Annotated in this window: 13 protein-coding genes; 8 read left to right on the forward strand and 5 right to left on the reverse strand. The window is 71.0% G+C overall.

The window, feature by feature from the left end; genetic code table 11:
• Nucleotides 1-32: 32 nt before the first annotated feature.
• On the reverse strand, nt 33-1,019 hold the full coding sequence (locus tag HF323_RS13050) for a pirin family protein (RefSeq protein WP_169583036.1): 987 nt from the start codon (nt 1,017-1,019) through the stop codon (nt 33-35).
• Between the two features lie 10 nt (nt 1,020-1,029).
• On the reverse strand, nt 1,030-1,347 hold the full coding sequence (locus tag HF323_RS13055; protein ID WP_169583037.1) for a GNAT family N-acetyltransferase: 318 nt from the start codon (nt 1,345-1,347) through the stop codon (nt 1,030-1,032).
• Between the two features lie 183 nt (nt 1,348-1,530).
• On the opposite strand from HF323_RS13055, the gene HF323_RS13060 reads away from it, so the two are divergent.
• Complete coding sequence (locus HF323_RS13060; RefSeq protein WP_211160579.1) at nt 1,531-4,038, forward strand: DEAD/DEAH box helicase; 2,508 nt, start codon at nt 1,531-1,533, stop codon at nt 4,036-4,038.
• A 2-nt stretch (nt 4,039-4,040) separates the two neighbouring features.
• Here the strand turns inward: HF323_RS13060 and HF323_RS13065 are convergent, their stop codons facing one another.
• Nucleotides 4,041-4,916, reverse strand: coding sequence for an SDR family oxidoreductase (locus HF323_RS13065; protein WP_169583039.1), 876 nt, complete (start codon nt 4,914-4,916; stop codon nt 4,041-4,043).
• Nucleotides 4,917-5,131: 215 nt separating this feature from the next.
• Here HF323_RS13065 and recQ point away from each other — a divergent pair, with 215 nt between their 5' ends.
• Entirely contained in the window at nt 5,132-7,111 is a 1,980-nt protein-coding gene (recQ, locus tag HF323_RS13070; RefSeq protein WP_169583040.1) for a DNA helicase RecQ, read from the forward strand.
• A gap of 64 nt (nt 7,112-7,175) precedes the next feature.
• On the opposite strand, the gene HF323_RS13075 is transcribed toward recQ, so the two are convergent.
• The gene (locus HF323_RS13075) at nt 7,176-8,441 is read right to left on the reverse strand and encodes a GNAT family N-acetyltransferase (RefSeq protein ID WP_169583041.1); all 1,266 of its coding nucleotides are present in this window, start codon (nt 8,439-8,441) and stop codon (nt 7,176-7,178) included.
• Nucleotides 8,442-8,502: 61 nt separating this feature from the next.
• Nucleotides 8,503-8,988, reverse strand: coding sequence for a GNAT family protein (locus tag HF323_RS13080; RefSeq protein WP_169583042.1), 486 nt, complete (start codon nt 8,986-8,988; stop codon nt 8,503-8,505).
• 155 nt (nt 8,989-9,143) lie between these two features.
• Between HF323_RS13080 and HF323_RS13085 the strand changes: the two genes are divergently transcribed.
• From HF323_RS13085 to HF323_RS13110, 6 genes are all read left to right on the forward strand, one after another.
• On the forward strand, nt 9,144-11,249 hold the full coding sequence (locus HF323_RS13085; protein ID WP_169583043.1) for an acyl-CoA dehydrogenase: 2,106 nt from the start codon (nt 9,144-9,146) through the stop codon (nt 11,247-11,249).
• Between the two features lie 71 nt (nt 11,250-11,320).
• Entirely contained in the window at nt 11,321-11,893 is a 573-nt protein-coding gene (locus HF323_RS13090; RefSeq protein WP_169583044.1) for a DNA-3-methyladenine glycosylase I, read from the forward strand.
• Between the two features lie 124 nt (nt 11,894-12,017).
• Nucleotides 12,018-12,314 carry a hypothetical protein gene (locus HF323_RS13095; RefSeq protein WP_169583045.1) on the forward strand — a complete coding sequence of 99 codons (297 nt, stop codon included), beginning with the start codon at nt 12,018-12,020 and terminating at the stop codon, nt 12,312-12,314.
• Nucleotides 12,311-13,906: a hypothetical protein gene (locus HF323_RS13100; RefSeq protein WP_169583046.1), complete on the forward strand. Its 1,596-nt coding sequence runs from the start codon at nt 12,311-12,313 to the stop codon at nt 13,904-13,906. Before HF323_RS13095 ends, HF323_RS13100 begins: the two co-directional genes overlap by 4 nt.
• Nucleotides 13,907-13,912: 6 nt before the next feature.
• Nucleotides 13,913-14,374, forward strand: coding sequence for a hypothetical protein (locus HF323_RS13105; protein WP_169583047.1), 462 nt, complete (start codon nt 13,913-13,915; stop codon nt 14,372-14,374).
• Complete coding sequence (locus HF323_RS13110; RefSeq protein WP_317451073.1) at nt 14,371-15,021, forward strand: hypothetical protein; 651 nt, start codon at nt 14,371-14,373, stop codon at nt 15,019-15,021. The genes HF323_RS13105 and HF323_RS13110 overlap by 4 nt, the downstream gene beginning before the upstream one ends.
• Nucleotides 15,022-15,065: the final 44 nt, after the last annotated feature.

Below are 15,065 nucleotides of genomic sequence, written 5' to 3' on the forward strand. Positions count from 1 at the left end.
GCCCGGGCGCCCTTCGCCGCTCGAGGGGAGGGTCAGACCCGACGCCGGCGGCGCGTCAGCCGCACGGCGGGCAGCGGCGGTGCCGGGATGCGCTCGTCGCCGTGGTCCACCACGCGGCCGAACCGAGGGTCGGCGGACTCCCAGGCGTCCCGTGCGACCACGATCTCCTCGTGGCTGCGGCCGACGAAGTTCCACCACATGACGATCTCGTCCGGGAAGGGCTCACCGCCGAGGAGGAACAGCGTGGCCCCGGTCGCGCTCGAGATCTCGATCTCCTCGCGGTGGATGCCGAGGTAGAGCAGGTGCTCGACGTCGAGGTCGATGCGGTCCTCGGTGCCCGCGTGCACCGTCGCCTCGCCGATCACTCCGACGAGGGCGTGCTCCCACGACGGATCGAGGGGCACGCGCAGCCTGGCGCCTGTGGGGACGCGCACCTCGGCCCCGACGATCGGCGTGTACGCGGTCGCGGGCGACGAGAGGCCGGCGAAGTCGCCGAGCACCACGGTCGCCGCGCCTTCCGCCCCCTCGACCGCGGCGAGCGCGATCTCGGGGAGCGTCGCATGCTGCTCGAACGCCGGTGCGCCGTGCCGACGGGACTCGGGGAGGGCGACCCACAGCTGGAGGGCATCGAGGGGCGCGGCATCCTCCCCCAGCGAGTACTCCGAGTGGGAGATGCCGGCGCCGCTCGTCATGAGATTGAGCGCACCCCGGCGCACGATCACGTCGCTGCCCACCGAATCGCGGTGGCGCACGTCGCCGGTCAGCGGCCAGGTCACCGTCTGCAGGCCGATGTGCGGGTGCGGCTCGACGCGCATGCGCGTGACCTGCGGCCCGAACCGGTCGAGGAAGCACCACGCGCCCACGAGCGGCAGGTCGCGCTGGGGCAGCGCGCGCCGCACGTTCATGGCACGGACGCCGCCGAGAGGCACCTCGCGGGCTTCGAGCAGCAGTGCGCGCGGGCCGTCGCAGTCGGCGGATGCCTCGGCCTGCACGCCTTCGCCGGTGTCGAGCCGTGTCATCGCAGGGTCGTCACTCCGGCCGGGCGTGCGCCGGCCATTCGATGACGAGGCCCGGCACCTCGTTCTCGCGCAGGTACTTCACGACTACGGGGCAGTGCGGCACGACGGTCTCGCCGCGACGGGCGAGGTCTGCCATGGCCTCGGCCACGACGGTCTGCGCGAGGCCGCGGCCGCGGAAGGCGGGGTCGACTTCGGTGTGCGGGAAGTTGAGGCGACCGCGCGCGTCGATGCGGAAAGTCGTGAAGCCGGCGAGCACGTCGCCCACATGGACCTCGTAGCGGGCGTCCTCGTCATTGCGCACGACGGTGATCTCTTCGGTGGCGGTCATCGGCGTCCTTTCGTCGTCCGTTTCAACGTACGGGCCGCTCCGGGTGTTCCGCCACCGCTTGACCCCGGGCATCCCGCCCTGACGTCATCGCCGCCGCGCTGATGCCGTAGCCGGCGCGCAGGCGCGCAGCATCCGCCCATTCGTCCGAGCTGCCGGGCCGCTCGCGCGGCCTGGCAGACTCGGATGATGCTCTCGCTTCTCGACGCCGTGCCGGCCGGCGCCGACGACGACGCCGTCTATACCGGTTTCGTCGAGTGGGCCGAGGAGCGCGGGTTCACTCTCTATCCGGCGCAGGACGAGGCGATCATCGAGATCGCGTCGGGGTCGAATGTGATCCTGTCGACCCCGACGGGCACGGGCAAGTCGCTCGTCGCCGTGGCCGCCCACGCGGCGGCGCTCGCGAGGGGCGGGCGTACGTACTACACGGCGCCGATCAAGGCGCTGGTGAGCGAAAAGTTCTTCGCGCTCGTCGATATCTTCGGCGCCGCGAACGTCGGCATGGTCACGGGCGACTCCTCCGTGAACCCCGATGCTCCGATCGTGTGCTGCACGGCCGAGATCCTGGCGAACCTCGCGCTGCGTCAGGGGGCGGATGCCTCGGCCGACCAGGTGGTCATGGACGAGTTCCACTACTACGGCGATCCCGACCGGGGCTGGGCGTGGCAGGTGCCGCTCCTCCTGCTGCCGCGTGCGCAGTTCGTGCTGATGTCGGCGACCCTCGGGGACGTGACCGCGATCGCCGACGATCTCTCCCGCCGCACCGGGCGGCCGACCGCGCGGATCACCGGCGTCGAGCGCCCGGTGCCGCTGCACTTCTCCTACGCGCGCACGCCTGTGCACGAGACGGTCGAAGAGCTGCTGCAGACGAACCAGTCGCCGGTGTACGTCGTCCATTTCTCGCAAGCCGCGGCGATGGAGCGCGCGCAGGCGCTCTCGAGCATCAAGGTGATCACGCGGGAGCAGCGCGACGCGATCGCCGAGGCCATCGGCGGCTTCCGCTTCACCACCGCGTTCGGGCGCACGCTGTCTCGCTATGTGCGCGCGGGGATCGGCGTGCATCACGCCGGCATGCTGCCGCGGTACCGGCGCCTCGTCGAGACGCTCGCCCAGCGGGGTCTTCTGCGCGTGATCTGCGGCACCGACACGCTCGGCGTCGGCATCAACGTGCCGATCCGCACGGTCCTGATCACGGCGCTCGCCAAGTACGACGGACAGCGGATGCGGCAGCTCACCGCCCGCGAGTTCCATCAGGTCGCCGGTCGCGCCGGCCGGGCCGGGTTCGACACCGCCGGCACGGTCGTGGTGATGGCGCCCGACCACGAGATCGAGAACGCGGCAGCTGTCGCCAAGGCCGGAGACGATCCCAAGAAGCTCAAGAAGGTCGTGCGCAAGAAGGCCCCGCAGGGTTTCGTCAACTGGAGCGAGTCCACGTTCGAGCGGCTCGTCGATGCCGAGCCCGAGCCTCTCGTTCCGCAGCTGCAGCTGACGGCGGCGATGCTCATCAATGTCATCGCGCGCGGCGGTGACGTGTTCGCGAACGTCCGTGCGCTGGTGCGCGACAACCACGAACCCCGCGCGCGGCAGTTCGAGCTGGCCCGGCGGGCGCTCGCGATCTTCCGCACCCTGGTGGCGGCGGATGTCGTCGAGGTGGACGGCGCGGGAGGCATCCGTCTCACCGTCGATCTGCAGCCGAACTTCGCTCTCAATCAGCCGCTGTCGCCGTTCGCCCTCGCGGCGATCGGCCTGCTCGATCCCGACGAGGCGCCGGGCGGCGCGGGAACCGGCCATTACGCCCTCGATGTCGTGAGCGTGATCGAGGCGACGCTCGACGACCCGCGTCCGGTGCTGTCGCAGCAGCAGTTCCTCGCACGGGGCGAGGCGGTCGCCGCGATGAAGCGCGAGGGCATCGAGTACGACGAGCGGATGGAGCTGCTCGAGGGCGTCACCTGGCCCAAGCCGCTCGAGGAGCTGCTCGCGCAGTCGTACGAGGTGTTCGCGACGAGCCAGCCGTGGGTGCGCGACTTCGAGCTCTCGCCGAAGTCGGTGGTGCGCGACATGTTCGAGCGCGCCATGTCGTTCGCCGAGTTCATCTCGCACTACCAGCTGGCCCGCAGCGAGGGGCTGGTGCTGCGCTACCTCTCCGATGCGTATCGCGCGATCCGGCAGACCGTGCCGGCCGAGGCGCAGACCGAGTCGCTGCTCGACCTCATCGCCTGGCTCGGCGAGCTGGTGCGGCAGGTCGACTCGAGCCTCGTCGACGAGTGGGAGGCGCTGGTCAATCCGTCGACCGATCCCGACGAGCCGGTCGTGCCGCCGGCCCCGCCGTCGGTGCTCACCAATCGGCGCGCGTTCCTCGTGCTCGTGCGCAACGAGCTGTTCCGGCGGGTGCAGCTGGCGGCGCTGCAGCGCGACGACGAGCTGCTCGCCGTCGACCCGGACGTCGACTGGTCCGCTGCGCTCGACGCCTACTTCGACGAGCACGACGAGATCCTGACGGGCGGGCCGGCGCGCTCGCCGCGGCTGGTCACGATCGACGAGTCGGATGCCTCGGCCGGCGTCTGGCGGGTCGAGCAGACCATCGACGACCCCGAGGGCGACCATGACTGGCGCATCCGCGGCGAGGTCGACCTCGCCGCGTCCGAGGAGGCCGGCACCGCCGTGCTGCGCGTGACGCACGTCCTCCGGCTCTAGTCTCAGCCGAGACTGAAGCCGCCGTCGGAGGTCAGCACCTGGCCGACGACCCATGCGCCTTCGTCGGTCGCGAGCCACGCGATGAGGTTCGCGGGATCGGCGGGGCGTCCGACTCTGCCGAACGGCGTCGTGCGGATCCACTCCTGGATCTCGTCGAGGGGCCGGTCCGTCGTCTCGGGGTCGAGGTAGCCGGTGTTCACCGGGCCGGGGTTGACGGTGTTGAGGACGATGCCCAGGTCGAGCAGCTCGGCGGCGACCGTCGGGGTGATCCCGGCGAGGGCGGCCTTGCTCGTGGCGTAGGCCACCTCGCCGCGCATCGGTCCGTGGATCTGGCCCGACGTCATCCAGAAGACCCGGCCCACGGGCTCGGCGAAGGGGCCCGAGCGCTCGGTCCGCTCGCCGGGTCGTGCCCCGGGCGCCTGGGTGACGTGCAGCGCGGCGTATGCGCGCGTGAGGAGCAGCGTCGACCGGGCGTTCGCCGACCAGAAGCCGTCGAGGCGTTCGGCGGTCATGTCCAGCAGCGAGCCGTCGTCGCCGGACTGGGCGTGGTTGCAGACGAGGATGTCGAGCCGGCCGGTGAGGGTCTGAGCGGCGGCGATGACGTCGTCGGGGGCCGAGGCATCCCGCAGATCGGCACTGACGTCACCGAGGACGGCGTCGTCCGCGAGTGCCGCGCGCAGCTCGTCGCGGACCGCGTCGAGGTCGTCGCCGCCCCACGGCAGCGGGGTGTCGTGCGGAGAGTAATGGTGGATGAAGACGCTCGCACCGAGCTCGGCGAAGCGTCGCGCGACGGCGAACCCGATGCCGCGGCGGCGCGAGACGCCGGTCACCAGCGCGGTGCGGCCCCGCAGGGGAAGGGAGTCGGAGGGGAAGAACAATGCGATGCCTTTCGGATGCCGCGGCCGCCGAGACGCGGCCGGTTCGGCGCTCGACGCGCCGGCGTACGGATGCGGGGACGGCTCATCGGCATTGCATGGCCCCGACCATACCCGACAGGCGCGGCGCCTCCTCCCCGGGCGCGCGTCGAGCGCGGCGGTCCACCGAGCCCGGGGAACCGGGGCGGGCGTCGGCGGCCGCGGTTACCCTGGGAGGGATGAGCATCCCCCCAGGCGACCCGTACGCCGATCTCATGTGGGACCCCGATGACTTCGCGCCACCGCCGGAGTTCGACGAGCCTCCCTACGCCGAGCCTTCCGGGCGGTTCGAGGGCGCCGAGAGCGATGCGGTTCCCGCGTTCGCGTCTGCGCCGCGGCGCGACTTCGCGGGTGCCGACCCCCGGGCGGTGCTTCACGAGGTCTACGGCTATGACGCCTTCCGCGGCGAGCAGGGCGCGATCGTCGAGCACGTGATCGCCGGCGGTGACGCCGTCGTGCTCATGCCCACGGGCGGCGGAAAGAGCGTCTGCTACCAGCTGCCCGCGCTGTTGCGCCCCGGAACGGGACTCGTCGTGAGCCCGCTCATCGCGCTCATGCACGACCAGGTCGACGCACTGCTCGCCAACGGCGTGCGGGCGGCCTATCTCAATTCCACGCAGGCCCCGCACGAACGGGCGGCGGTCGAGCAGGCCTATCTCGCCGGCGAGCTCGACCTGCTGTACGTCGCACCCGAGCGTCTCAACACCGAGGCCACCCTGCGGTTCCTCGCCCGCGGCAGGCTGAGCGTCATCGCGATCGACGAGGCCCACTGCGTGTCGCAGTGGGGTCACGACTTCCGGCCCGACTACCTCGCGCTCGGCGACCTCGCCGAGCGGTTCCCCGGCGTGCCGCGGCTCGCCCTCACGGCGACCGCGACGCCCGCCACGCACCGCGAGCTCACTGAGCGCCTTCGCCTCCCCGAGGCACGACACTTCGTGTCGAGCTTCGACCGGCCCAACATCCAGTACCGCATCGACGCCAAGACCGACCCGCGGCGTCAGCTGGCCGCGTTCATCCGCTCGCAGCCCGAGGGGTCGGCGGGCATCGTGTACGCGCTCAGCCGCAAGTCCGTCGAGCAGACAGCCGAGTTCCTGCGGACGCAGGGCTTCGACGCGCTGCCGTATCACGCCGGGCTGGAGGCATCCGTCCGCGCCGCGAATCAGTCGCGGTTCCTGCGCGACGAGGGCGTGGTCATGGTCGCGACCATCGCGTTCGGCATGGGGATCGACAAGCCCGACGTGCGCTTCGTCGCCCACATCGACCTGCCGAAGTCGGTCGAGGGGTACTACCAGGAGACCGGACGAGCGGGCCGCGACGGCGACCCCTCGGTCGTGTGGATGGCCTACGGGCTGGGCGACGTCGTGCAGCAGCGGCGCATGATCGACCAGAGTCCCGGCGACCGGGCGTTCAAGAACCGGCTGGGTCAGCATCTCGACGCGATGCTCGGGCTGTGCGAGACGGTCGGATGCCGCCGCCAGAACCTCCTCGCCTACTTCGGTGAGCCGTCCGAACCGTGCGGGAACTGCGACACGTGCATCGAAGCCCCCGAGACCTGGGACGGCCTCGTGCCGGCGCAGAAGCTGCTGTCGACCATCGTGCGCCTGCAGCGCGAGCGAGGGCAGTCCTTCGGCGCCGGCCACCTCATCGACATCCTGCGCGGCTCGTCGACCGATCGGATCCGGCAGCAGGGGCACGACTCGCTCTCGACGTACGGCCTCGGGGCCGACCTGTCGGAGCAGGACTGGCGCAGCGTGATCCGGCAGCTGCTCGCCCGGGGCATCCTCATCGCCCGCGGCGAGTACGGCACGCTCGCGCTCGGCGAGCCCGCGGCCGGCGTGCTGCGCGGCGAGACCCCGGTGCCGCTGCGGCGCGACGTGCTCGGCCGGTCTGGCTCCGCGCCCCGTGTGCGCAAGGTCTCGGCGTCCGACACGCTCGCCGAGCGGGACCGCCCGCTCTTCGAGGCGCTGCGCGAATGGCGCGCGGGGGTCGCCCGCGAACTCGGAGTGCCCGCGTACATCGTCTTCGGCGACTCGACGCTGCGCGCCCTGGCCGAGGTGCGGCCGGAGAGGCTCGCCGACCTCGACGGGGTGACCGGGATCGGCGCCAAGAAGCGCGAGGCCTACGGCGAGGCCGTGCTCGAGGTGATCGCGGCGGCCTGACCGGCCGGTGTCCGGACGGGGCGGGGTGCGCTCCGGCCGCGACGGCCGGGCAGCCCGCGCGAGTTCAGGCCAACGCGAACGACCGCACCCGCTCGACCCGCAGCACGTGCGGCAGCGCGTCGACGGCGCGAGTGCCGTCAACGCGTGGGAACTCGTACACGTCGAGCATGAACTGCACCGGGTAGTCGATCGACTGGACGGATGTCTTGACCCATCGCCCGTCGATGAAGAACCGCACGCGCTCGGGCGTCCACTCGACGGCGTAGTCGTGCATGTCGGTCAGATCGCCGTCGACGCGCACCTTCTCGAACTCCTCGCGCAGTCGCGGGTCGTTCTGCGGCTTCACTCCCACGCCGACCCAGCCCCCGTCGTCGTCGAGCTCGCTCCCGAAGATCTCGGCGATGCAGAGCTCCCCGCAGTCCTCGGGCCGCTCCTCGAACCCGATCGGCCAGAACGCGACCATCACGTCGGGGTGCCGGATCGCCGCCATCCTCACTTCGATGACGCCGTGACGCACGAGCCAGCCGCGGTGCTCCGGCTGCTCCTCGCGCACGGTCAGCCCGTCGCGGAAGCGATGCTGTCCGATCGCGCTTCCGACGGGTCCCGAGTATTGACCGGTCTGCAGGTGCGACACCCGCAGGTCGCCGTCGAGGTCGGGCGCCCAGGGCCGCGTTTCATCGTCGATCCGCAGTTCGAGTCCGGATGCGCCGACCGACGAGCGGGCGGCCGAGGCATCCCGCGACGACCAGTGCGGCGTGTAGAACGGCCACCAGCGCTCGCGGTCGAGTGCGTCGCCGTCGAACCGTTCCTCGACGTCGGCCGTGAGGCCTGACACGTCGAGCGGCGAGACGTCGAGCACCCAGGTGTTGAACGTCAGTTCCCCGCCACGCCAGGGTGTCGTGCCCGACCCGCGGTGCTCGAATCCGGCACGTCGGCAGAGCGCGTTCGACGCGGCGTTGCCGGCGCCGGGGTAGGCCACGAGCAGTGCGCGCTGCCCGTCGGCCGCGACACGGTGAGTCAGCTGCCGCAGCGCTGCGCCTGCCACTCCGCGGCCCTGGTACCGCGGCTCGACACTCCAACCCGTCTCGTACGCGGGCACCCCGTCGTGCTCGGTCTGCCAGTACCCGATTCCGCCCGCGGGCTCGCCGTCGACGTCGATGCGCAGCATGCACGCCTCGCCGGCGGCGTTCAGTCGCAGATACCGGCGGTGGCGCTCCCGTACCTCGTCGTCGGACTCAGGGCCGCCCAAGTGCGCCGTCATCTCGGGGGTGTTCGCCCGCTGGAGCACGGGCAGATCGCCCTCGCTCCACGGGCGCAGTTCGACCTGCATCGCGCCGCCTCTCGTCGACTCCCCATTCTGGAAAGCCCCTCCGACGTCGGCAACCCGTCTCTCAGCGGGGGCGGATCACCCACACGTTCACCGGAACGGGTTCGCCGCCGTGCTCGTCCGGGAACAGCCCCGTCCCCTCGAGCTCGAAGCCGACGCGACGGCAGAGGGCATGGGATGCCTCGTTCTCGGCGTGCGCGTAGCCGACGATCGGTCGCCCGTCCGCCTCCGCGACGGCGCGCCGCACCACCTCGCGCAGCACCGACGTCGCGAGTCCGCGAGCCTGCCAGGCCGGCTCGATGACGCACCCGACCTCGTACGCCGGCTCGCCCTCGTGATCCTGTTCCCACCATCCGGCGTAACCGGCGGGCTCACCGTCCACGACCACACGGTGCATCCGCACGCCGACGCCGGCGAGGTACTCCTCGTGGCGCTGCCGGAGCGCGTCCTCGGCCTCGGGCCCGCCGAGGTATCGCGTCAGCTCGGGCGAGTTGGCGCGGCGCAGCAGCTCCAGATCGTCCCCCGTCCACTGCTCGAGCATGACCCGCATCCCGCCATCCTGCCCGGGTGTGGGGTCCGCACAACACGACCACGACTCGACGCGCCCGTGTGTTGTGGAGCTGCTCCAACCGGTTTGAGTGGGCGTTGTGGGAGTCCTACCGTCGAAAACGACTTTCCTGTCTCCGACACCGAGAGGTGACGCATATGGCCGACGCCGCCGTCCGCTCCCGCAAGCCCGCCATCAGCAAGCGCACGCCCGCCGGCGGGGCGCCCACCGCACCGCACACCGCAGCCGAGGCATCCGAGCCCCGCATCGATGCGGCCGCCGTGACCGACCTTCTCCTCGGCACGTGGGCCGAGACGCGCCGCGAGGCCCGCGAGATGATCAAGGATCCCGCGTTCTGGCGCATCGACGGGCAGCCGATGTCCGAGCATCGCGAGCGCACGCTCACCCAGCTGCACCTCCTCGTCGAGCACGGCGGGTCGCGTCGCGCGTTCCCCGAGGAGTACGGCGGACACGGCGACAACGGCGCCAACCTCGCGGGCTTCGAGGAGCTCGTCCTCGCCGACCCCAGCCTGCAGATCAAATCCGGCGTGCAATGGGGCCTCTTCGGCTCGGCGATCTTCCAGCTCGGGACCAAGGAGCACCACGACACGTGGCTTCCCGGCGTCATCGACATGAGCCTGCCCGGCGCCTTCGCGATGACCGAGACCGGTCACGGATCGGATGTCGCGGCCATCGGCACCACGGCGACGTACGACGCCGAGACCGAGGAGTTCGTCATCCACACGCCCTTCCGCGGGGCGTGGAAGGACTACCTCGGCAACGCGGCGCTCCACGGCAAGGCCGCCACCGTCTTCGCGCAGCTCATCACGGGCGGCGTCAACTACGGCGTCCACTGCTTCTTCGTGCCCCTCCGCGACGACGAGGGGAACTTCCTCCCGGGCATCGGCGGCGAGGACGATGGCGTGAAGGGCGGTCTCAACGGGATCGACAACGGCCGCCTGCACTTCGACAACGTCCGCATCCCGCGCACGAATCTGCTCAACCGCTACGGCGACGTCGCGCCGGACGGAACCTACAGCTCCGACATCCCCAGCCCCGGACGCCGGTTCTTCACGATGCTCGGCGCCCTCGTCCAGGGACGGGTCTCGCTCGACGGCGCCGCGACGACCGGCACCGCGCTCGCGCTCCACATCGCGGTGACCTACGCGAACCAGCGGCGTCAGTTCGACTCGGGCTCCGGAACGCCCGAGGTCGTGCTGCTCGACTACGGCAAGCATCAGCGCCGGCTGCTGCCGCTGCTCGCGCAGAACTACGCGCAGTTCTTCAGCCACGACGAGCTGCTGCGCAAGTACGACGGCGTCTTCTCGGGCCGGACCGACACCGCCGAGGAGCGCGAGGACCTCGAGACCCTCGCCGCCGCGCTCAAGCCGCTGTCGACGTGGAACGCGCTGGACACCGTGCAAGAGGCCCGCGAAGCGTGCGGCGGCGCCGGCTTCCTCGCCGAGAACCGCATGGTGGGACTGCACCAGGACCTCGACGTCTACGTCACCTTCGAGGGCGACAACAATGTTCTCCTGCAGCTCGTGGGCAAGAGGCTGCTGGCCGACTTCGCGAAGCAGTTCAGGGGGGCGGATGCCGCGACCCTCGCCCGCTTCGCCGTGGGCCAGACCGCCGGCAAGGTGTTCCACGGCGCGGGCCTGCGTCAGCTCGGTCAGTCGGTCGCCGACTTCGGGTCGACGGCGCGGTCGGTCGAGCTCGGCCTTCGTGAGGATCAGCAGCACGACCTCCTCGCCGGACGCGTGCAGCAGATGGTGTCGGATGTCGCGGCCGCCCTGCGCCCGGCGTCCAAGCTCTCACCGGCAGAGGCTGCCGCGCTCTTCAACAGCCATCAGGCGGAGCTCATCGAAGCGGCACGCGCGCACGGCGAACTGCTGCAGTGGGAGGCGTTCACCGACGGCGTGAACCGCATCTCCGACGAGGGCACGAAGCACGTGCTGACGTGGCTGCGCGACCTGTTCGGTCTGCACCTCATCGAGAAGCACCTCGCGTGGTACCTCATCAACGGCCGCCTGTCCGCTCAGCGGGCCGCGAGCGTCGGCCGCTACATCGACCGGCTCGCCGCCCGCCTGCGCCCGCACGCGCAGGACCTCGTGGACGCGTACGGCTTCGCCCCGGAGCACGTGCGTGCGCCGATCGCGTCGGGCGCCGAGCTCGAGCGTCAGAACGAGGCGCGCGAGTACTACGCCGCGCTCGCCGCGTCGGGCGAGGCGCCGGTCTCGGAGAAGTCGCTCAAGAAGCGGTAGAGCGGGCGGGCGCGTTTCGTCCCGGTCGCAGCGAGACGAAACGCGTCGGGGGCACCGGGTAGGGTCGCGGCGTGAGCACAGACACCCGCCTCGGTCCTGACGGCATCGCGCGCTGCGCATGGGTCGGCGACGACGCCGAGTACCGCCGGTACCACGATGAGGAATGGGGAGTCCCGCTCCACGGCGATCGCGCGCTCTTCGAGAAGATGAGCCTCGAGGGATTCCAGGCAGGGCTGTCGTGGATCACGATCCTGCGCAAGCGACCGCGGTTCCGGGAGGTCTTCGCGGGTTTCGAACCCGAGGTCGTCTCCGGGTTCGGTGACACGGATGTGGAGCGGCTGATGGGCGACGCCGGCATCATCCGCAACCGCGCGAAGATCCTCGCCACGATCTCCAACGCCCGGCTCGTGCTCGAGATGGAGGAGGGCGAGCTCGACGCGTTCCTGTGGTCGTTCGCGCCCGCGGCGTGGCCCCGCCCCGCGACGTTCGCCGACGTGCCGGCGACCACGCCGCAGTCCGACGCGATGAGCAAGGCGCTGCGCAAGCGGGGCTTCCGCTTCGTCGGCTCGACGACGATGTATGCGCTGATGCAGTCCGCGGGCATGGTCGACGACCACGTCGACGGATGCTGGCGCGCGGCCTGATCGGCATAAGGGGTGCCGGGTTGCCTGAACGAGCATGAGGCCCCGCGGTGGGGGATTGTCCCCATCGCCACGGTGGTGCACGGTCCCTAGGCTCTCGACCGAACCCACCGTGCGGAGGAGCCGAATGGCCGACGTCGATCTCGATCTGACCGCACTGCGCGGCGCGAAGGTCCGCGTCGAGGCGGCTCTCGCGACCTTCCGCGGCGCCGACCGCGTCGGTGAGGACCTCGCCGAGCTGACCGGCGAGCACCGTCTGGCGGGCAGGGTGCGCGACTTCGCCGGCAACTGGGATCACAACCGAGGCAAGCTCGAGGAGAAGCTCGTCGCCGTGCGCGACTGGCTCGACGCGATCGACGAGACGTTCACCGACCTCGATCGCACGCTGGGCGACGGTCTCGACACCGAGGGGAATGCGCCGTGAGTTCGGGTCTCGCGGCCGAGTTCGAGGACGTGTTCGAGGGCCGGCCGGACGAGCTCGAGCGACGCGCTCGGCGCCTCCAATCGACCGCCGATGCGATCTCGCGCGCCGCCGATGCCCTGCGCGATCTCGTCGACGATCAGCGCAGCCGTGCGACGGAGGCGGTCGAGGATTCGGCGGCCGAGGCATCCGCCGGTCTTCGCCGCGCTCGCCAGCGCTACGGCGGCACCGCGACGGCACTCACGACGTATGCGGTCGAGCTGGGGCCGATCCAGGCGACGGCGAGGGCGGCGGTGCAGGACGCCGACTTCCACCAGGCACGATCCGTCCGGCTGCAGGGGGATCTCGACGAGCTGAACAATTCCATCACCCGGGCCGAGGCCGAGGGCTCGCCTACTGACGTCCTCTACGAACAGCTCTGGGCAGCCCAGAGCGGCGCCGCGCACTCCGCGGGGCAGGTCGAAGAGGCGCGACGCACGCTGAACCGGGCCCGCCAGGACATCTGGGATGCCGCGGACCGTGCGATCGACGCGATCGAGACCGCCATCGAGCACGGCGCCGACTCGTGGGGCGACAACTGGGACCAGTTCTGGGAAGGCGTGGGGGAATTCTTCGACCTGGTCGGCGAGTGGGCGTCGCACGTGCTGTCGGCGGTGGTCGACGGGCTGCAGGAACTGCTCAGCTCCCTCGTCTCGGCGCTCGTCGTCGCCGCGATGCTGCTGATCGGTCTGCTCGTCGTCGGACTCGTCTTCGTCGGCTTCGGCGTCGTCGGGCTCCTCGTGCTGGCGGCGGTGCTCGCGATCGCCCTGCTGGCCTTGGCTCTCGGCGAGATGTCCGGGGAGCCGCAGCGGGTCTCGGGCGCCCACCAGAAGCCGAAGCCGGGTGACGATGCTCTCGAGGCACGGGACTACCAGGGCCTGATGACCGACCTGTCGGAACAGGATGATCAGGGCGAGGACGCCCTCACGCAGATCCGAGTCGTCGCCATCCGCGATGCCGACGGGACGGTGATCTCGTGGCGGGTTCAGCTGCCCAGCACGCAGAACTGGGACCCCTTCAACACCGACGGCGGGCTCAACGATGCGCGCACCGACGCCATGCTGTCGATCTTCCCCGGCGTGCCCACGCAGTACGAACAGGCGGTGTGGGACGCGATGACCGAGGCCGGAGTCTTCGAGAGCGAGGCGCCGATCATGTTCACGGGTTGGTCTCTCGGCGGCATGATGGCCGGTGAGCTCGCCACCAACCCTCGCGTCGCCGATCGCGTGCAGTCCGTCTTCACCGCGGGATCGGCGATCGACAAGCACTACAGCGACATGCCGCCGCACGTGCGGGTCACCCAGATCAACAACGGGATCGATCCCGTTCACACCCTCGAGTTCCTCGGCCTCGACCCCATCGACTACGTGCGGTTCGACAACGACTGGCAGACGTACCGGCCGCTCACCTGGCCGACGCACGACGCCGCTATGTATGGTGCAGAGGCCGAGCGCTACCTGCCTGAACCGCGGCCTGGAGACGAGATCTTCTTCGCCCAGGAGGGCGCGGACAGCTACGAAGACGTCTACATCGCGGAATACACGAGAGGTTCCTGAGTGCCCATGAAACGGATTCGCATCGTGCTGGCGATCGCCGCAGCGATCGGGGCTCTGACCCTGACCGGGTGCGCCACCGACCCCGACACGAGCGGCCTCGAACAGGATCTCGCCGCCATCGACGGCGTCAACGGATCCGTCGCGTACGCGACCCACTCGGGCGCCCCCTGGAACACGCAGATCGTCGTCGTGCTGTTCGTCGACGACGCCGCGGAGAAGAGCATCGTGACGACGGCGCAGGCGGCCGCTCCGGTGCTCGCGGACGATCCTGCGTCCGCCGGTCGGGAAGTGAGCATCTACTTCGTCCCGGGCGATCGCGGCGACTACGGCAGCAACTCCGAGGCGTTCCGCGACGCCGCCGTGATCACGCCCGAGCTCGCCCAGTCCCTCGGGGTCACGATGCCCGGCGGCAGCGAGCGCCTCGCGCTCACCGCCGATGACGTCCGGCGCATCGCCGAGGGGTCGTGAGCCTCGCCGACGCGTCGACGGGCATCACGCCCCGGCTGACCTTCGCGCTCCCCGGCCGCTGGCTGGCCCTCGACCCGCGCGAGCAGGGCGAGGCATCCGTCCATATCGACGATGCGGTGCGCGAACTCGCCGGACCGGCCGACGACGCCGCGATCGCACGGCGCCGGCTGCGGGTCGCGTTCCAGCGGGCGGTGGATTCGGCTCGGGATGCCTCGGCGCACGCGCTCTTCCTGTGCATCGAGATCGTGCCCGGCTTTCCGACACCCGCGTCCCTCACGGTGCACGCGCCGGAGGGCATGCGCATGAGCCCGGCCGTGGGGACGTCCGCGGATGCGGTGCTGGGCACCCTGCAGGAGAGCTTCCGGGTGCTGCGGGTTGCGGGCATCGACACGGCGAAGCGCCTGGACGGGCCGCGGGCGAGCATGCTCCGGCTCGACCGGCTTCACGAGGAGACGGTCGAGGAGGACGGCGCGACCGCCGTGGCGACACGGCTGGAGGCGGAGTACTGGTTCGCCGTGCCCGGCTCGAAGCAGGTCGCGCTCGCGAGCTTCGCGACCCCGCTCGGCGAGCTGCGGAGCGCCATGCTCAACCTCTTCGACTCGATCGCGCTCGCCGCCGCGTTCGGGCCGGAGGCCCCCGCGGAATGATCGACCCGGTGCGGACGCGTTTCGTCTCGCTGCGCTCGCTCAAC

It is taken from the genome of Microbacterium sp. MF43, assembly GCF_012847295.1.
Taxonomy (GTDB): domain Bacteria; phylum Actinomycetota; class Actinomycetes; order Actinomycetales; family Microbacteriaceae; genus Microbacterium.

Coding starts and splice junctions, on each gene's coding strand:
- HF323_RS13050 (WP_169583036.1), bottom strand. CDS start 1,019: ATGACACGGCTCGACACCGGCGAAGGCGTGCAGGCCGAGGCATCCGCC.
- HF323_RS13055 (WP_169583037.1), bottom strand. CDS start 1,347: ATGACCGCCACCGAAGAGATCACCGTCGTGCGCAATGACGAGGACGCC.
- HF323_RS13060 (WP_211160579.1), top strand. CDS start 1,531: ATGATGCTCTCGCTTCTCGACGCCGTGCCGGCCGGCGCCGACGACGAC.
- recQ (WP_169583040.1), top strand. CDS start 5,132: ATGAGCATCCCCCCAGGCGACCCGTACGCCGATCTCATGTGGGACCCC.
- HF323_RS13075 (WP_169583041.1), bottom strand. CDS start 8,441: ATGCAGGTCGAACTGCGCCCGTGGAGCGAGGGCGATCTGCCCGTGCTC.
- HF323_RS13080 (WP_169583042.1), bottom strand. CDS start 8,988: ATGCGGGTCATGCTCGAGCAGTGGACGGGGGACGATCTGGAGCTGCTG.
- HF323_RS13085 (WP_169583043.1), top strand. CDS start 9,144: ATGGCCGACGCCGCCGTCCGCTCCCGCAAGCCCGCCATCAGCAAGCGC.
- HF323_RS13095 (WP_169583045.1), top strand. CDS start 12,018: ATGGCCGACGTCGATCTCGATCTGACCGCACTGCGCGGCGCGAAGGTC.
- HF323_RS13105 (WP_169583047.1), top strand. CDS start 13,913: ATGAAACGGATTCGCATCGTGCTGGCGATCGCCGCAGCGATCGGGGCT.